Consider the following 17,432-nt stretch of genomic DNA (forward strand, 5'->3'; position numbering starts at 1 on the left):
CCGCAACGACGGAGGAGGACACAACAGGTGGAGATGTATGTCAAACCCAGCCGTATCGAAACAGCGCATCGCCGTTGTCCTGCCGGCCTATAACGAAGAGCTGACCATCGCGGACACGGTCAGGGCATTCCACGCCGCCCTGCCGGAAACGGCCATCTACGTGGTCAACAATAATTCCAGCGACCGCACGCGCGAATGCGCCGAGCAGGTGTTGCGCGAACTGGCATGCCCGGGCCGGGTAGTAAACGAAACCCGCCAAGGCAAGGGCAGCGCGCTCAGGCGCGCGTTCATCGAAATCGACGCCGACATCTACGTGCTGGCCGACGCCGACCTGACCTACCCCGCGCACCAGGCCCGTGAACTGATGGCGCCGGTGATCGAAGGCCGGGCCGACATGGCGGTGGGCGACCGCCAGTCGGGCGGCGATTATGCGCGTGAAAACCAGCGCTCATTCCACGGTTTCGGCAACCGCCTGGTGCAATGGATGGTGAACCGCCTGTTCCGCGCCAGGCTGGTCGACATCATGAGCGGCTACCGCGTATTCAGCCGCGACTTCGTCAAGACTTACCCGGTGCTGGCGGAGGGCTTCCAGATCGAAACCGACATGACCTTGCATGCCTTGCACAAGCGCCTGCGCATTGTCGAAATACCGGTCGCCTACAAGGACCGGCCCAACGGCAGCGTTTCCAAGCTCAATACCTTGTCAGACGGCACCCGGGTGCTGTTTGCGATCGCCCAGATTTTCCGCTACTACCGGCCGCTGGCGTTTTTCAGCGTGCTCAGCCTCATTCTGCTGTTGTCCGGCTTTGCCGCCGGCGTGCCGGTGTTCGACGACTGGATTCAATATCGCTACATCTATCACGTCCCGCTCGCCATCCTGGCGACCGGCCTGTGCATTGCCTCGGTGATGGCGCTGGGCATCGGCCTGATCCTGGATTCAGTGGCGCATCAGCAGCGTCTTGAATTCGAGCTGCGCTGGCTGGCGCGGTCGGAGCGCGCTGAAGTTCCGCCAGGCCGCGAAGCTGTCTGAACACGGGCAGGAAAGTCATCCCGGCTTCCTGCGAAAGACAAAATAGCGCGCAGAGCAATAATTGACGAACATGCCGGCGATGCTGCCCAGCGCCACGCTTGCCAGCGGCCGGTAAGCGCCTGCGGGAAGCAGCGACAGCGCGATCGCGTAGACCAGGTAGTTGACCACGCCGCCGCCCAGCATCAGGCCGAAATACCTTGCATATTCCTGAGCCATCGACATGCCTGATACGCGATTGCGGAAGGTAAACCGGCGATTCAGCAGCCAGGTCGCTGTCGCTGCGCAAATGAAAGAGGGCACGCGCGCCCAGTACAAACCCAGCCATCCCTTGAGCAGATACAGCACGCCCGCATCGACCAGGAATCCTGCCGTCCCGACGATGCCAAAGATGAGGAGTTCTCTACGGATGTTCAATTGCGGCCTCTGTTTCGGACTCCTGCCATGCGCAGAAATCGGGTTATCGCTGATGCGGCAGCCATCTTAGCACCGGCGGCTGCGCCAAGAGATGCGTTGAAAACGCGCGCCGGAAAACAAAAAGCCGGTTGAATCAAGACTCTGATTCAACCGGCTTTTAGCTGCCTGGATCACAAACGCATGATCAATAGGTGTAGAACATGCGCTGGATTTCCTTGGTGTCCTTGGTCTTGGTCAATGCCAGCATCAGCAGGATGCGGGCCTTTTGCGCGTTCAGCGTATCGGCCACCACGAAGTCCAGTTCGTCGTCGTTGGCTTCGCCGTTACGGGCTACGATGCCCTGGCCGACGCGGCTGGCGCGGACGATGATCACGCCCTTCTTGCGCGCTTCCACCAAAGGCGTTTTCATTTGCGCTGCGATGCTGCCGTCGCCGACGCCGGCCTGGATGATGCCCTTGGCGCCCGAAGCGACTTGCGCATCGAGTGCGGCGCGGGTCATGTTGGCGTAGCCGTAGATGATGTCGACCTGCGGCAGCACGTCCAGCTTGCTGATGTCGAACTCTGTATCGACCGTGTTCTTGCGGGTCGACTGGCGATAGAAGTAAGCCTTGTTGCCCTGGATGTAGCCCAGCATGCCGAGTTCGGTCGACTTGAAGGTGTCGGTGGTCGACGTATTGGTCTTGCTCACTTCACGCGCGGAATTGATCTGGTCGTTCAGCGACACCAGCACGCCCTTGCCGATGGCATCCTTGCTGCCGGCCAGCAAAACCGCGTTGTACAGGTTGATCGGACCGTCGGCCGAGATCGCGGTCGATGGGCGCATGGCGCCGACGACTACCACCGGCTTGCGGCTCTTGACGGTGAGGTCGAGGAAGTAAGCGGTTTCTTCGATGGTGTCGGTGCCGTGGGTGATGACGATGCCGTCCACATCCGGTTGCGCCAGCAGCGCGTTGACGCGCTTGGCCAGCTTCAGCCAGTGGTCGTTGGTCATGCTTTCGCTGGCGATCTGGAATACCTGCTCGCCCTTGACGTTGGCGACCTTTTTCAGCTCAGGAACCGCTGCGATCAGCTTTTCCACGCCTACGGTCGCCGAGGTATAGCCCACGGTCGTGGTGCTGTCGGCGCCGGTGCCGGCGATGGTGCCGCCGGTCGCCAGGATCACGACGTTAGGCAGTTTGGCCTGGTCTTGCGCCTGCGCCACGGAAGTCGACAGCAATAAAGCGCCGAACATCATCAATGCGTAAGAATGGAAACTGCGCAGTGTAAGTTTGCGGGTAGACATAAATCTCCTGATTTTGTTAATAGTTGTGGACCACAGCCTAGGCTGGGAAAAAAAAAACAAGCCGCGGTCACGCGACAGTTCTACATTCTGCAAATGCGCCGTCACGCAGCGAAACTGTAACGGAAAGTGGACAGTCAACCTATGCCAACTATGCATAGGTTTATGCATAACCGTTATAGACATCGCAGCGGTCAGGCTTGCGGGTGTGCAATTTTATTATCAAAAAGAAATGCCGGTCAACGACATCGCTCACGCTGCGGGATGCACCTCGGCTGCGTGCGTGATATGCAGCTGACGGGTTGGAAACGGGATCGAGCAGTTCACCGACTCCAATGCCGCTTGCACGTTTTGTGCCAGCGACCAGCGCACCGCCCAGTATTCAGACGTGGTGGTCCAGGCGCGCATGTTCAGCATCACCGCGCTCTCGGCATGGTCGGTGACCACCACCAGCGGCGCCGGCGTCGCCAGGATCCGTTCGTCCGCCAGCAGCAGTTTCTGCAAGGCCTGGATCGCCACCGCCGGATTGTCCCTGTAATGAATGCCGACTGGCATGTCGATACGGCGCGTATTGTTGCGGCTGAAGTTGGTCAATGCACTATTCCAGAGCTGATTGTTGGGCACGAACAGGCAGATGCCGTCGGCCTTGGTCAGCTTGGTGGCAAACAGGCCGATTTCATCGACCGTGCCTTCGATGCTGCCGTTGGAGATGTATTCGCCAACCTGGAACGGCCGCAGGAACAGCAGCATCATGCCGGCCGCGATGTTTTGCAGCGTCCCCTGCAAGGCCAGGCCGATAGCCAGGCCGGCGGCGCCGAGGATGGCGACGATGCTCGCGGTCTGCACCCCGAACTGCCCCAGCACGGCGACCAGCGTCACCAGCCGCACCATCCACAGCAACACGCTGCGCAGCACCGGCCGCAGGGTGGCGTCAAGGCTGGCGCGGGTCATGACGCGGTCGAGCGCATTGGCGAAACGCGAGGACAGCCACCAGCCCACCGCCAGCGTGAAAATGGCCAGCACCGCATTCAGGCCGTAGTGCAGGGAGGATTCAAGAAGGAAATTCCAGAGCGTGGTGAGTTGATTGACAGCTAATATGTTCAAGGACAGCTCCTGTTGCTTTTGTGAAATAGTGCGGACCGGGTCCGCGTACCAAGCTCTCTATGTTACCAGTTGCCTTTTCGCAACCAGCCGAACGGTCTTGCGTCCGCCCCATCGCAGAGCTTGCTGCGAGCGATTTCCGAAGAAAAAGCAAGATCTACATTGATCTGTACATGGATGCATGGTTCCCGCCCCCGCCTGGATTAACTCGCCCTCGACGTTAACTTCATAAGCTTGCTACCATATGCCGATTCGCCCTATCTGGCCCGCGTAAATTTCCCTAGCGACACAATGAGCAAATTCTGGAGTCCCATCGTCAGCCGCCTGACGCCTTACACCCCCGGCGAACAACCCAAGCTGAGCAGGCTGATCAAGCTCAACACCAACGAGAATCCCTACGGACCGTCGCCGCTGGCGCTGGCCGCGATCGCCGCCGAGGCGGGCGACAGCCTGCGCCTGTATCCCGATCCCGAGGCTGAGCTGCTCAAGCGGGCGCTGGCCGAGCAGAACGCCGCGCATGGCATCACCAGCGCCCACGTGTTCGTCGGCAACGGCTCCGACGAAGTGCTGGCGCATGCTTTCCAGGCCCTGCTGCAGCATGAAGAACCGATCCTGTTCCCGGACATCAGCTACAGCTTTTACCCGACCTATTGCGGCCTGTATGAAGTGGCGCACCGCACGGTGCCGCTGGCGGCGGATTTCAGCCTGCGCGTCGACGATTACCTGGGCGTCGCCGCCGGCGGCATCATTTTCCCGAATCCGAATGCGCCTACCGGCTGCCTGCTGCCGCTGGCCGAAGTCGAGCGGCTGGTGGCGGGGCAGCCCGACTGCGTGGTGATCGTCGATGAGGCCTATGTCGATTTCGGCGGCGACAGCGCGATTCCGCTGGTGACGCGCTACCCCAACCTGCTGGTGGTGCAGACCTTGTCGAAGTCGCGCTCGCTGGCCGGCTTGCGGGTCGGCTTTGCGATTGGCCATCCGGACCTGATCACGGCGCTGGAACGGGTCAAGAACAGCTTCAATTCCTATCCGCTGGACCGCATGGCGATCGCCGGCGCCACCGCCGCCATCAAGGACCAGGCCCATTTCGACAAGACCCGGCGCGCCGTCATGGCCAGCCGCGAGCACATGGTGGCGGGACTGGCCGCGCTCGGCTTCGAGGTGCTGCCGTCGGCCGCCAATTTCGTGTTCGCGCGCCATCCGCGCCATGACGCCGCCAAGCTGGCTGCCAGCCTGCGCGGCGACGGCATCATCGTGCGCCATTTCAGCAGCGCCCGCATCACCCAGTTCCTGCGCATCACGGTCGGCACGGATGAGGCTTGCCAGGCTTTGCTGGATGCCTTGCAGCTTCACCTGCAGGCATTGCCAGCCGATTTCTGACCCTGCCTCAGCGCGGCTGCGCCGGTGCCGCCGGCCGCGCTGATTCCGCTATCTGTACGGCTTGGGCTTGCACACGCCGTCACTTTTCCTTCACCCAATGTCCAACCCTGCCGCGCCATCCAATGCCGCCAATGCCGCCGATCCGCGCATGCGCCGGGCGGCGCTGCCGTTGCTGTTCCTGTTGCTGGGCGTGATCTACGCCAGCTGGGTCTCGCGCATCCCGGCGCTGCGCGACCATTTGCAGCTGGATCCGGCCGGCCTCAGCCTGTTCCTGCTGGGCGGCGGCATCGGCGCGGTCAGTTCGTTTCCGCTGGCAGCCTGGCTGATCGGCCACTACGGCGCCCGCCGCGGCTGCTGGTATGCCGGCGCGGCCCTGCTGCTCACTATCCCCTGCCTGGCGCTGGCGCCCAGCCTGCCGCTGCTGATGCTGGTCATGCTGTGCCTCGGCGTGTGCTCCAGCTGCTTCAATGTCGCCATCAACGCCCTCGGCGCCGAGGCGGAAAAAATCGCCGGCCGTTCGATCATGTCGCAGCTGCATGCCTGGTTCTGCGTCGGCACGCTGTCCGGCGCCTTGCTGGGCAGCGCCATCGCCGGCCTCGGCGTCGGACCCTTGCTGCACTTTGCCGTGATTGCCAGTTGCGCATTGATCCCGCTACGTCTTTGCTATCGCGCCCTGCCCAACGACCGGCCGCAATACATCGCCGGCAAAAAGCACTTCGCGCTGCCGCACGGCCCCTTGATCGCGCTCGGCATGGTCGCCTTCGGCGGCGCCATCATCGAAGGTTCGGTGGCCGACTGGAGCGGCGTCTACATGAAGGACCGGTTGCTGGCCGGCGACGGCGTGGCGCCGCTGGCTTTCGCCTGCTTCGCCGGGATGATGCTGCTGACCAGGCTGGTGGGCGACAAGCTGAAAGAAGCGTTCGGCGCCCGCCGCATCGTCGCCAGCGGCGCGCTGGCGGCCGGCATCGGCATGCTGATTGCGCTGGTCGCCGGCGAAATCCCGCTCGCCATCGCCGGCTTTGCGCTGACCGGGGTCGGCGTCGCCACCGTGTTTCCGTTCATCTTCAGCGCCGCCGGCCGCCATGGCCCGACGGCGCTGGCGGGCGTCACCACCATGGGCTATACCGGCGGCCTGATCGGTCCTCCTGCCATCGGTTTCATCGCGCATGGCTTTGGACTGACGGCGGCGCTGTCGCTGGTGGGCGTGCTGTGCGCGGCGGTCGCGCTGGCGGCGAGCCGCGCCAAATGGCTCGAGTAGACCGCACTGGGCTAGAATGTGCCCTGGCCCACCTTCACACAGGAGTCCCCATGACGCTTGCCCCGATTTCTTCACTGCCGCGCTCCGTATTGCGCGGGCTGGCCGTCAGCGCCGCCGTCGGCTTTACCCTGGCCGCTTGCGCCGGTACGCCGCCGGCGGCCGGCAACGATCCGGCGCTGTCCGCCGTGCGCTGGGAACTGACCGGCTGGACCGGCCACACCGTCCCGCATGGCGACAATGGCGAACCGGTGATCCTCAATTTCGACATGCAGGATGGCAAGGGCCGGGTCAGCGGCCGCGCCGGCTGCAACCAATTTTCCGCCCCTTACTCGGTGCGCGCCGCCGGCCAGCTGACCATCGTCGAAGCCGTGACCACGCGCATGGCTTGCGCGCCACCGGCGATGCAGTTCGAAGCCGATTTCCTCGACAAGCTGCAAGCCGTCGACAACTACAAGATCAGCGGCCCGGTGCTGGAAATGAAAACCGTGGACGGCCAGACCCTCAGCTTCTATCAGCGCGAAAAGCCGAGCGCCGCCGCCAAGATCAAGTTCGTCTACGTCGCTTCGCAAAAAGCGCCGTGCAGCGCCGGCGTGATGCGCACCACCTGCCTGCAGATCCGCGAGCGCAAGGAAGATCCGTGGCAGCTCTGGTACGGCAATATCGCCGGCTTCAATTTCGAACCCGGCATCGCCTATCGGCTGCGGATCCTGGAAGAGCCGGTGCTCAATCCGCCGGCCGACGCCAGTTCGATCAAGTGGACGCTCGACATGATCGTGGAACAGGAAGTGGTCAAGAAATAATGGCTTCATCGGTCAATAACAATGAGCAACGGCAGCTGTTGCTGCTGCCCGGCTTCATGCTCGATCAAACGCTGTGGGACGACATGCGCGAAGGACTGCAGCAGCTGGGCCAGCTGCACTTCGGCGATCTCGGCCAGGACGATTCGATCAGCGCCATGGCGGCGCGCGTGCTGCGGCAGGCGCCGCCGCGTTTCGTCCTGATCGGCTTTTCCATGGGCGGCTATGTGGCGCAGGCCATCATGCAGCAGGCGCCGGAGCGGGTGACGGCGCTGGCGCTGCTGAACACTTCGGCGCGGCAGCAGGACCCGCGCGAGATCGCCGGCAACAAGATGCAGCTGGAACTGGCCAGGCAAGTGCCGTTCAAGGGTCTCACCAGCCGCGCCCTGGCGTCTTCGCTGCATCCCGACCTGGCGCATGACCGCGTGCTGCTGGAGCGGCTGCAGGCGATGGCGCTGCGCAACGGCAAGGAAGTCTTCATCCGCCAGTTGTCGGCCCTGCGCAGCGACGGTTACGCCGAACTGCACAAGATCCAGTGTCCGACGCTGATCGTCGCCAGCAGCAACGACCAGCTCAGCAGCGTCGCCGAGTCACGGCAGATGCTGGAGCAGATCGCCACGGCGCGCATGGCGCTGGTCGAGAACTGCGGGCATATGACGCCGCTGGAAAAGCCGCAGCAGCTGCTGCAGATTCTATCCGGCTGGCTGACCGGCATCGACGCCTTGCCGGCATAAGAGGAATAGGGAAACGGCAGCAGCGCGGGATTACAGAGCCAGGCGGCGGCGCGCCGCCTGATATTCGGTCTGCAGGCGGTCCACCATCTGCGCCACGCTCGGCACGTCGTCCATCAGGCCGACGCCCTGGCCGGCGCCCCAGATATCGCGCCAGGCCTTGGCGCCGGTGCCGCCGGAACCGAAATTCATCTTCGATTTATCCGCTTCCGGCAGGTTGTCCGGGTCGAGGCCGGCATTGACGATCGATTTCTTCAGGTAGTTGCCGTGCACGCCGGTGAACAGATTGGTGTACACCACATCCGCCGCGGTCGATTCGACGATCGCCTGGCGATAGGCATCGTCGACATGCGCTTCCTTGGTCGCCAGCCAACGCGAACCGATATAAGCAAAGTCGGCGCCCATGGCCTGCGCCGCCAGGATCGCATCGCCGGTAGCGATCGCGCCCGACAAGGCAATCGGACCCTTGAAGAATTTACGCACTTCGCCCACCAGTGCAAACGGCGACAGCGGTCCGGCATGGCCGCCGGCGCCGGCGGCTACCAGGATCAGGCCGTCGACGCCGGCCTCCAGCGCCTTTTGCGCGTGGCGGATCGAGATCACGTCGTGCAGCACGATGCCGCCATAGCTGTGGATCGCATCCATCATTTCCGGCGGCGGCGCGCGCAGGCTGGAGATGATGATAGGGACCTGATGCTTGACGCATACCGCGACGTCGTGCGCCAGGCGGTCATTCGATTGATGGACGATCTGGTTGACCGCAATCGGGCCGACCTTGGCGCCGGGATGCTCGGCCTGGTAGGCAGCCAGCTCGGCTTGCAGGTCGGTCAGCCAGACATCCAGCAATTCCGCCGGCCGGGCGTTGAGGGCGGGGAAGGAACCGACGATGCCCGCCTTGCATTGGGCGGCCACCAGGGCCGGGCCGCTGGCGATGAACATCGGCGAGCCGATGACGGGAAGGCTCAGGTTTTGCAACGCAGCTGGCAATGCCATAACAACCTCTTGAATTGGGAATTGGATGACTGATTATAGGGGGAAGCCTAGAATAAAAAGTACGATCGTGCTAGATTTTGTCCTCTAAACCGGGCTATCGGCCGCCCCGCTCCGATATTGCCACAACACCGCATTAGCGGTTTAACAAGCAGCCGTCGCGCACTTCCGCCGCCCCGGCGCGCAGCAGCTGAGCCACCGTCCATTCGGCGAGGTCGACGCCGCTGCGCCGCAGATAGCGGCGGTTGGCGGCCTCGACCAGCGGCAGGCTGGTCAGCATCTGCTCCACCTCGGTCAATCTGATCTGTTGCCGTTCCAGCAGCAGGAACTTGAGCAAAACCTTGATCGCGTTGCCGGCATTGCGCTGCGGATCGGCGGCCAGATAGGCGAGCCGCGCAAACGCCGTCTCCAGCGCGGCGCCGACGCCGGTGAAGGGGCTGCCGTGGCCGGGAATCACCAGCTGCACGTCAAGCGATGCGATCAGCTCCAGCGTCGCCCGCGCCTCGGCAAAGCCCGATTCGCCGTCCAGTTCCGGGAAGATCACGCCAAAACCGCTTTCCCACAAGGCATCGGCGGAAATCAGGATGCCGTGCCGTGGGCAATAGAAAACCAGGGAATGCGGATCGTGCCCGGCAGCCGCCAGTACCTGCCATTGCAGGTCGCCCAGGGTCAGCCAGTCGCCGGCTTGCAGGGTGTCGTCGAAGGTGAACGGCGCGCATTGCTGGCCGGTGCCGGTATAGCTCAGCGCATCCCGGTCCCAGCCCCGCACCTGCTCGGCCTGGCCGGCGGGAATCGAGGTCCGGCAACCATAAGCCTGTTGCAGGGCGGCGTTGCCGCCGCAATGGTCCGAATGCAGGTGCGTGTTGAGCAAACGGTCCAGCGGCCGCCCTTGCAGGCCATGCGCCACCAGCGCCAGGGTTTGCGGCGCATGCGTGAGATAGCCGCTGTCCACCAGCGCGGTCTGCGCGCTGCCGAGGAACAGGATGTTGTTGGAGGACAGCCAGCCGCGTTCCAGCACGCGCATGGTTGGCGGTAACGAGATTGCGCTCATCGCGCTGCGCGCCGTTGCCGGATCAGCTGCCAGATGGCGCGCTTCTGCGCCTCGCCGGCGCTGCCCCAGGCGGCGATCTCATCCAGGCTGCGCTGGCAGCCGTCGCACAAGGCGGTTTGCGGGTTCATCACGCAGACGTTGATGCAGGGCGAGACGCTGTAGTCCATGCCGGCGTCTGCAGCCGCAGGCACCATGGCGGATTTGGTTTGCTGGTTTTTCACAAGGTCTCTGATGATGCTTTTTGTAGTGCTTATGTTATCTATGCTGGCGGTTGTCGTGCTTATCCATATAATAAGCGACATCACCGCCTTCCATGAGCACCACCCGCATGCTGAACATTTTACTGGCCGAAGACGAAAGCGCCATTGCCGACACGGTGATCTACGCCCTCAGCAGCGAAGGATTCCAGGTCCATCATTGCCTGCTCGGCAGCGCCGCCTTGCAACAGGCGCGCAGCGGCCAGTTCGACCTGGCGGTGCTGGACGTCGGCCTGCCGGACATGAGCGGCTTCGATGTCTGCCGCGAGCTGCGCAAGTTTTCCTCGCTGCCGGTCATTTTCCTGACTGCGCGCGGCAGCGAAATCGACCGCCTGATCGGTTTGGAAATCGGCGCCGACGATTACATGGTCAAGCCTTTCTCTCCACGCGAGCTGGCGGCGCGCATCCGCGTCGTCCTGCGTCGCCTGGGCCATGCGCCGGCAGCGGAGAGCAGCACCGCAGCCATCGTCACGCTGGGCGCTTTCGAGATGGATACGCTCGGCATGCGCATACGCTATGCCGGCCAGGCCCTGCAGCTGACGCGTTATGAATACCTGCTGCTGAAGATGCTGCTGAGCCGGCCGGGCGGCATCTTCAGCCGCAACCAGCTGATGGATTCTATCTGGCATGACGCGCCGGACAGCACCGACCGCACCGTCGACACCCACGTCAAGACCTTGCGCATCAAGCTCAAAGCCGTGGCGCCCGCGGCCGATCCCATCCACACCCATCGCGGCCTCGGCTATTCGCTGGAACTGGCGCCGCCATGAAGCTCGGCATCCGCATCCTGCTGGGCTATTTCCTGATCGTCGGCCTGGCCGGGGTCTTTATCCAGCGCGTGTTCCTGGCAGAGGTCAAGCCAGCGGTACGGCAGGCGATGGAAGACACGCTGGTCGACACCGCCAACATCCTGGCCGAGCTGGCGGCCGACGACATGAAGCAAAACCACATCGCCGACGGCAATTTCGCCAGCCGCGTGCGCGAATATGCGCACCGCGGCGTCGACGCCAAGATCTGGAGCTTCCGCAAAACCACGCTGGACTACCGCATCTATGTGACCGATCTCAAGGGCATTGTGCTGTTCGATTCCACCGGCCGCGCCGTCGGCCAGGACTATTCGCGCCGCAACGATGTCTACCTGACCTTGCAAGGCAGCTACGGCGTGCGTTCCACGCGCGATGTCGACAGCGACGAACGCAGCACCGTGATGCACGTGGCGGCGCCGATCATCGACAATGGCAAGATGATCGGCGTGCTGACCGTGGCCAAGCCCAACAACACCTTGCAGCCGGCGATCTCGCAAAGCGAGAGGACCATCCTGCGCTGGGGCGCCCTGCTGCTGTTCCTGTCGCTGGCGGTCGGGCTCGCGGTGACCTTGTGGATCAGCCGCTCTCTGGGCGCCCTGCAGCGCTATGCGCGCGCGGTGACAGCCGGCGAACGGGTGCAGCCGCCGGCCAAGGGCGCCAGCGAAATCGTCGAGCTGGGCCAGGCGCTGGAATCGATGCGGCAAAAGCTGGAAGGCAAGCAATACGTCGAGCACTACATCCACAGCCTGACCCATGAAATGAAAAGTCCGCTGGCGGCGATCCAGGGCGCTGCCGAACTGCTCGATGAAAACCTGCCTACGGCCCAGCGCCGCCGCTTCGCCCACAATATCCGCAGCCAGTCGCAACGGCTGGCGGAACTGATAGAGAAAATGCTGGCGCTGGCGGCGATCGAACACCGGCAAGCCTTGGAAAACGTCGTCGCCATCGATCTCGGCGAGCTGCTGGACGAAGTAATCAGCCTGCTGGAACCGCGCCTGCAGCGCGCCGGCGTCAGCGTACGCAGGGACATCTATCCGCCGGCGTCGGCGCTGCAGCCGAAAATCCGCGGCGAGGTTTTTCTATTGCGCCAGGCGCTGATCAACCTGCTGGACAACGCCATCGATTTCTCGCCGCCGGACAGCGTGATCGTCATCAAGAGCGATTTCTCGCAGCCGGGAACCGTCAAGCTATCGGTGCGGGATAGCGGCCCCGGCATACCCGCCTATGCGCTGGCGCGCGTATTTGAACGTTTTTATTCCCTGCCGCGGCCGGGCAGCAACGAAAAGAGCACCGGCCTCGGCCTGTGTTTCGTGCAGCAAGTGGCGGAGCTGCACCATGGCCGGGTCAGCTTGCGCAACTGCAGCGAAGGCGGTGCCGAGGCGCAGTTGAACTTGCCTGCCGACCCGGCCTGAGCCGGCGTCGGCCGGCGTTAGTCTGCTTTGGCCTGTTTTGGACCACTTCACACCGGCTTCACATTAGCGCCGCAACGGCCTCGCAGAACCGCCTCTGTCGATTCACACATGCTCCGTACACTGGAAGCCAGCGTGACCTCCTGTCACCTTGACCCGAACGAGAGAGACCATGAACCGACCTTTGCTACTCAAACTGCTGGCGATTTTTGTGCTGACCCTGCTGATCCTGATCCCGCTGGGCCTGATCCGCGACACCGTGCAAGACCGCCAGCAGCACCGTCAGGAGGCGATCGCCTCGATCGCTGCCAGCTATGCCGGCGGCCAGACTATTACCGGACCGGTGCTGGTGGTGCCGTACAAGATCAAGATCGACGAAGTGGCGCAAGACGCCGAAGGCAAGAAAATTTTCCGCAGCCGCAGCGAAAGCCGGCAATACCTGTTTTTCCCGAAAGACCTGCAGATGCAGGGCGAATTGCTGCCAGGCGAGCGTTACCGCGGCCTGCACAAGGTGCACGTGTATGAATTGCAGAGCAGCTTCCACGGCCGCATCGAGTACCAGCTGCCGTCGGCCGCGCAACTGGCCGCCGAACAGATCACCTTGGCCCATCCCTACCTGGCCATCGGCATCAGCGACGTGCGCGGCCTGCTCGGCGCGCCGCTGCTGAAAATAGGCAGCCAGGCCTTGCCGCTGGAACAAGGCGCAGGCAACCTGGGCAAGGGCATGCATGCCTCCTTGCCGCAACCCGGCCTGGACGACAGCGGCAGCCTGGAGGTTTCGCTGGCCATGACCGTGGCCGGCACCGAGAGCCTGGCGATCACGCCGGTAGGCGACAGCAACCGTTTCGAACTGTCGTCCAGCTGGCCGCATCCGCAATTCGGCGGCAGCTTCCTGCCGCGTACCCGCAACGTCAGCGAACAGGGCTTCAATGCCGTATGGGAGGTGTCGTCGCTGGCCTCCAATGCACAACGCCAGCTGCGCGGCGGCGACGACAAGACGGGCGTGGAAAGCCTGGACATCCAGCTGGCCGAGCCGGTGAATATCTATTCGCAGGCAGACCGCGCAACCAAGTACGGCTTGCTGTTCGTGCTGCTCACTTTCGTCGGCTTCTTCATTTTTGAAATGATCAAGCAGCTGCCCATCCATCCCATCCAGTATCTGCTGGTCGGGCTGGGGCTGGCGATCTTCTTCCTGATACTGGTCAGCCTGTCCGAACATATCGCTTTCTGGATGGCTTACCTGGCCGCCAGCGCCGCCTGCATCAGCCTGCTGAGCTTTTACCTGAGCCAGGTGCTGCGCAGCGCCGCGCGCGGGCTTGGCTTCGGCGCCATGCTGACGCTGTTGTACGGTACCTTGTACGGCTTGCTGATTTCGGAAGACAACGCGCTGATGCTGGGTAGCCTGATGCTGTTCGTGATCCTGGCGGTGATCATGATCGTTACCCGCAAGATCGACTGGTATCAGACCGCGGCGTTGAAAATCGCACCAGGCGACTGATGCGGGAACGGCTTGAGGCGCCGGCCGTCAGGTCCGCTGCGCGATATCCGCCACCGGCGCCGCAGTCATGCTCACCAGCTGCCGCGGCGTCAGGTTGAATACGGCATGGGGATGTCCGGCAGCCGCCCAGACGCTGTCCAGCTGCAACAGGTCCTGGTCGATCAGCATCAGCGTCTTGCCGACGTGGCCGATCGGGCAGACGCCGCCGATGGCGTAGCCGATGCGCTCCTTGACGAAGCGCGCATCGGCCTTGCCCAGCGGCCCCACAATGGCGGCAACCTTGGCCTCATCGACGCGGTTGCTGCCGCTGGCGACCACCATCACTGCTGCGTCATCGGCCAGGCGCCGGAACACGATAGACTTGGCGATCTCGGCCACGCTGCAGCCCAGGCCGGCGGCGGCTTCGGCGGAAGTCTTGCCGGTTGCAGGCAGCATCACGACCGGCCTGTCGTGTCCGATGGTGGTCAGCAGATCGGCAACGCGCTGCGCGCTTTCCGGTAATTTTTCCATACGATCGTCGTCTTATCCAATAATGCGGGCCGGGCAACCCGCCGTGGCAGCGTCTTACTTGGCTGCGTCAAAATACTGGGCGTGCAGCTTGTCGTAGCTGCCGTCAGCCTTGATGGCTGCCAGGCCCTGATTGATTTTCCCCAGCAACGCGGCATTGCCCTTTTGCACCGCGATGCCGAAATACTCTTTCGGGAAATTATCGTCCGTCACCATGTGGATGCCCTTGACCTGGTTGTTGGACAGATAATGCGCCACCGCGCCCTTGTCGGCGATGACCGCGCTGACGCCGCCGGTTTCCAGCTCTTTCATGGCCAGCGGGGTCGATTCAAACCGTTTGATGTTTGCATTGTTGTCGCCGGCCAGCTTCTGCATCATTTCATCGCCGGTAGAGCCTTGCAGGACGCCGACCTTGAGCGGCTTGAGATCGGTGATCTTGCCGATCTTGGAATCGTCAGGCACCACGATCACCTGGCCGGCTTCAAAATACGGATCCGAAAAATCGACAGTCAGCTTGCGCTTCTCGGTAATCGTCAGGCCGGAAATGATGATGTCCCGGTCACCCTGGGCCAGCGCGGTAAAGATGCCGTCGAAAGGCGTATTGACGAACTTGACCTTGAACCCTTCCTTTTCCGCGACCGCCTTCAGCACGTCGATATCGAAGCCCACCAGCTCCTTATGCTCGTTCTCGTACTCGAACGGCGCATAGGTGGCGCCGGTGCCCACTACATATTCTTTCACCGCCGCGCCGGCGGCCGGTGCGTCTTCATGCTTGCTGCATGCGCTCAGTGCGCCCAGGGCCAGTACGGTCAGCAAGGCGGTTTTGATAAGAGTATGTTTCATGGTTCTTCCGTTTTCTGTTGATAGGCAAGACTGATATGAGGGATTATGCACTAAGGCCCGGCTAGGGCTAGCATCCTTCCAGCTTTCAGCCGGCGCGCTTGGCCGCAATCGCATTGCCCGCATGGCTGGCCGACTTGCGTCCCAGGTGGCGTGAAATGAACTGGCCGGCGTCGACCACCGCATCCAGGTCGATGCCGGTTTCGATGCCCAGACCCTGCATCAGGTACAGCACATCTTCCGAAGCCACGTTGCCGGTCGCGCCCTTGGCGTACGGGCAGCCGCCCAGGCCGGCGACGGAAGAATGGTAGATCGAAATGCCGACTTCCAGGCTGGCGTAGATATTCGCCAGCGCCTGGCCATAGGTATCGTGGAAATGACCGGACAGGCGCTCGATGGGGAATTCCTGCACCAGCCTTTGCATCACGCTGTGGACTTTGTTGGGCGTGGCGACGCCGATGGTGTCGGCGATGTCGATTTCGTCGCAGCCGAGGTCGCGCAGCCGATGCAGCACGTCGACCACCGAATCGATCCCGACTTCGCCTTGATACGGACAGCCGAACACGCAGCTGATGCTGCCGCGCAGGCGCTTGCCTTCCTGCTTGGCGAGCTTGGCGACATCGCGGAAGCGCTCTATCGATTCCGCGATCGAGCAGTTGATATTTTTTTGCGAAAACGCTTCCGACGCCGCACCGAAAATCACCATCTCGTCGGCGCCGGCGGCCAGCGCCGCTTCCAGGCCTTTCATGTTCGGCACCAGGGCGGAATAGATCACGCCCGACTTGCGCTGGATGGCCGCCATGACTTCTGCCGAGGTGGCCATTTGCGGCACCCATTTGGGCGATACGAACGAGGCCGCTTCGATGTTGACGAAGCCGGCCTTGGTGAGCTGGTCGACCAGCGCGATTTTCACATCGGCCGGGATGGTTTCTTTTTCGTTCTGCAAGCCGTCGCGCGGACCGACTTCAACGATTTTCACTTTGCTGGGGAATGTCATTGCCTGTCTCCTGTTTTGCCGATCAGTAGCCGTTGCGGCGATCGATGATGCCGCTCACCGCTTTGCCTTGTTCCAGCAACCGTATCTTGTCGCTGATCTGCCGCACCGAATCCTCATCCACCGTGATGGCTGAGATATGCGGGGTGATGCTGATGCGCGGTTCTTGCCAGAACGGATGGTCCGGCGCCAGCGGCTCCTGCTCGAACACGTCCAGCGTCGCCGCGGCGACCTGGCCTTCCCGGATCAGCGCCAGCAGGTCGGCCTCGACCACATGGCCGCCGCGGGCGACGTTGATCACGTATGCGCCCTCGGCGCCCTTCTGCAGTTTTTGCAGGTTTTCCCGGTTGAGGATGCCGCGCGTGGCGTCAGTCAGCGGCAGGATGCAGACCAGCACCCGCGACGCCCGCAGGAAATCGTCGAGCGCTTCATTGCCGACAAAATTGCGCACGCCGGGGAGATCCTTGGGAGTGCGGCTCCAGCCATTGAGGGGGAATTCGAAATGCGCCAATGCCGCGGCGATGCGCGAGCCGAGCACGCCGAGGCCGAGGATGCCGACGCTGAACTCGCGCTTGTCAGGTTCCGGCAACGGCTGCCATTCACGGCGCGCAGCCTGTTGCCGGTAAACATCGTAGCGGCCGAAATAGCCGAGCACGGCATGCGTGACATAGCTGGCCATCTGGACCGCCATGCCGCCGTCTTCGATGCGGATCAGCGGCACGCCGGCTGGCAGCGCGTCGCCCAGTTTCAGGATGGCGTCGACGCCGGCGCCAAGGTTGAATATCGCTTTGAGATCGTGGCGTCCTTGCAGCATCGCTGCCGGCGGACGCCATACCAGGGCGTAATCGGCGGGGGCATTGTCGCCTTCCTGCCAGAAACGGATTTCGGCTTGCGGCAGCGCTTTGCCGAAGTCTGCGATCCAGGTCTCGAAATCGCTGCCTGGGGGTACGTAACACAGGAGTTTCACTGTTTGGTCCTCGTACTATCTTGTTTTAGCTTCTATAAAGCGCATGCCATGGCCTTTACTCCGTAGGCCGTTAAGTGGGGTCAGAGCCGCACGGGGAGTGTAATTTACGACGATGAAGCTGTC

18 protein-coding genes are annotated in these 17,432 nt (G+C 62.8%); 8 read left to right on the plus strand and 10 right to left on the minus strand.

What is annotated here, in order from left to right; genetic code table 11:
- Nucleotides 1-37 precede the first annotated feature (37 nt).
- Nucleotides 38-1,030, plus strand: coding sequence for a glycosyltransferase family 2 protein (locus KHU30_RS10140; protein ID WP_211442532.1), 993 nt, complete (start codon nucleotides 38-40; stop codon nucleotides 1,028-1,030).
- A gap of 15 nt (nucleotides 1,031-1,045) precedes the next feature.
- Here KHU30_RS10140 and KHU30_RS10145 read toward each other — a convergent pair whose 3' ends face one another.
- From KHU30_RS10145 to KHU30_RS10155, 3 genes are all read right to left on the minus strand, one after another.
- Nucleotides 1,046-1,444 carry a GtrA family protein gene (locus tag KHU30_RS10145; protein WP_230427303.1) on the minus strand — a complete coding sequence of 133 codons (399 nt, stop codon included), beginning with the start codon at nucleotides 1,442-1,444 and terminating at the stop codon, nucleotides 1,046-1,048.
- Nucleotides 1,445-1,628: 184 nt separating this feature from the next.
- Nucleotides 1,629-2,678: a type II asparaginase gene (locus tag KHU30_RS10150; protein WP_211442792.1), complete on the minus strand. Its 1,050-nt coding sequence runs from the start codon at nucleotides 2,676-2,678 to the stop codon at nucleotides 1,629-1,631.
- 297 nt (nucleotides 2,679-2,975) lie between these two features.
- Nucleotides 2,976-3,827 carry a mechanosensitive ion channel family protein gene (locus KHU30_RS10155; RefSeq protein WP_211442533.1) on the minus strand — a complete coding sequence of 284 codons (852 nt, stop codon included), beginning with the start codon at nucleotides 3,825-3,827 and terminating at the stop codon, nucleotides 2,976-2,978.
- A 288-nt stretch (nucleotides 3,828-4,115) separates the two neighbouring features.
- Here KHU30_RS10155 and hisC point away from each other — a divergent pair, with 288 nt between their 5' ends.
- From hisC to KHU30_RS10175, 4 genes are all read left to right on the plus strand, one after another.
- Nucleotides 4,116-5,204 carry a histidinol-phosphate transaminase gene (hisC, locus tag KHU30_RS10160; protein WP_211442534.1) on the plus strand — a complete coding sequence of 363 codons (1,089 nt, stop codon included), beginning with the start codon at nucleotides 4,116-4,118 and terminating at the stop codon, nucleotides 5,202-5,204.
- A gap of 97 nt (nucleotides 5,205-5,301) precedes the next feature.
- The gene (locus KHU30_RS10165; protein ID WP_211442535.1) at nucleotides 5,302-6,462 is read left to right on the plus strand and encodes an MFS transporter; all 1,161 of its coding nucleotides are present in this window, start codon (nucleotides 5,302-5,304) and stop codon (nucleotides 6,460-6,462) included.
- Nucleotides 6,463-6,512: 50 nt separating this feature from the next.
- Nucleotides 6,513-7,262 carry an META and DUF4377 domain-containing protein gene (locus KHU30_RS10170; RefSeq protein ID WP_211442536.1) on the plus strand — a complete coding sequence of 250 codons (750 nt, stop codon included), beginning with the start codon at nucleotides 6,513-6,515 and terminating at the stop codon, nucleotides 7,260-7,262.
- Nucleotides 7,262-7,993, plus strand: a complete 732-nt coding sequence (locus KHU30_RS10175) for an alpha/beta fold hydrolase (RefSeq protein WP_211442537.1) — start codon at nucleotides 7,262-7,264, stop codon at nucleotides 7,991-7,993. Before KHU30_RS10170 ends, KHU30_RS10175 begins: the two co-directional genes overlap by 1 nt.
- 30 nt (nucleotides 7,994-8,023) lie before the next feature.
- On the opposite strand, the gene KHU30_RS10180 is transcribed toward KHU30_RS10175, so the two are convergent.
- The 3 genes from KHU30_RS10180 to KHU30_RS10190 form a co-directional block, all read right to left on the minus strand.
- The gene (locus KHU30_RS10180; protein WP_211442538.1) at nucleotides 8,024-8,983 is read right to left on the minus strand and encodes an NAD(P)H-dependent flavin oxidoreductase; all 960 of its coding nucleotides are present in this window, start codon (nucleotides 8,981-8,983) and stop codon (nucleotides 8,024-8,026) included.
- A 133-nt stretch (nucleotides 8,984-9,116) separates the two neighbouring features.
- On the minus strand, nucleotides 9,117-10,031 hold the full coding sequence (locus tag KHU30_RS10185) for an MBL fold metallo-hydrolase (RefSeq protein ID WP_211442539.1): 915 nt from the start codon (nucleotides 10,029-10,031) through the stop codon (nucleotides 9,117-9,119).
- The gene (locus KHU30_RS10190; RefSeq protein ID WP_329956668.1) at nucleotides 10,028-10,252 is read right to left on the minus strand and encodes a DUF1289 domain-containing protein; all 225 of its coding nucleotides are present in this window, start codon (nucleotides 10,250-10,252) and stop codon (nucleotides 10,028-10,030) included. The genes KHU30_RS10185 and KHU30_RS10190 overlap by 4 nt, the downstream gene beginning before the upstream one ends.
- Before the next feature lie 107 nt (nucleotides 10,253-10,359).
- On the opposite strand from KHU30_RS10190, the gene creB reads away from it, so the two are divergent.
- The 3 genes from creB to creD all read left to right on the plus strand — a co-directional run bounded on the left by creB (nucleotide 10,360) and on the right by creD (nucleotide 14,001).
- Complete coding sequence (creB, locus tag KHU30_RS10195) at nucleotides 10,360-11,058, plus strand: two-component system response regulator CreB (protein ID WP_230427304.1); 699 nt, start codon at nucleotides 10,360-10,362, stop codon at nucleotides 11,056-11,058.
- Nucleotides 11,055-12,506 carry a two-component system sensor histidine kinase CreC gene (gene creC, locus KHU30_RS10200; protein WP_211442541.1) on the plus strand — a complete coding sequence of 484 codons (1,452 nt, stop codon included), beginning with the start codon at nucleotides 11,055-11,057 and terminating at the stop codon, nucleotides 12,504-12,506. Before creB ends, creC begins: the two co-directional genes overlap by 4 nt.
- 169 nt (nucleotides 12,507-12,675) lie before the next feature.
- Nucleotides 12,676-14,001 (plus strand): cell envelope integrity protein CreD, encoded by a 1,326-nt coding sequence (creD, locus tag KHU30_RS10205; protein ID WP_230427305.1) that lies wholly within the window; start codon nucleotides 12,676-12,678, stop codon nucleotides 13,999-14,001.
- 27 nt (nucleotides 14,002-14,028) lie between these two features.
- Here creD and KHU30_RS10210 read toward each other — a convergent pair whose 3' ends face one another.
- From KHU30_RS10210 to KHU30_RS10225, 4 genes are all read right to left on the minus strand, one after another.
- Nucleotides 14,029-14,511: a YbaK/EbsC family protein gene (locus KHU30_RS10210; protein WP_211442543.1), complete on the minus strand. Its 483-nt coding sequence runs from the start codon at nucleotides 14,509-14,511 to the stop codon at nucleotides 14,029-14,031.
- A 54-nt stretch (nucleotides 14,512-14,565) separates the two neighbouring features.
- Nucleotides 14,566-15,351, minus strand: coding sequence for a basic amino acid ABC transporter substrate-binding protein (locus KHU30_RS10215; RefSeq protein ID WP_211442544.1), 786 nt, complete (start codon nucleotides 15,349-15,351; stop codon nucleotides 14,566-14,568).
- A gap of 85 nt (nucleotides 15,352-15,436) precedes the next feature.
- On the minus strand, nucleotides 15,437-16,345 hold the full coding sequence (locus KHU30_RS10220; RefSeq protein WP_211442545.1) for a hydroxymethylglutaryl-CoA lyase: 909 nt from the start codon (nucleotides 16,343-16,345) through the stop codon (nucleotides 15,437-15,439).
- A 22-nt stretch (nucleotides 16,346-16,367) separates the two neighbouring features.
- Nucleotides 16,368-17,309 carry a 2-hydroxyacid dehydrogenase gene (locus KHU30_RS10225; protein WP_211442546.1) on the minus strand — a complete coding sequence of 314 codons (942 nt, stop codon included), beginning with the start codon at nucleotides 17,307-17,309 and terminating at the stop codon, nucleotides 16,368-16,370.
- Between the last annotated feature and the right edge of the window lie 123 nt (nucleotides 17,310-17,432).

The organism is Collimonas humicola (assembly GCF_018304945.1).
GTDB lineage: Bacteria > Pseudomonadota > Gammaproteobacteria > Burkholderiales > Burkholderiaceae_D > Collimonas > Collimonas humicola.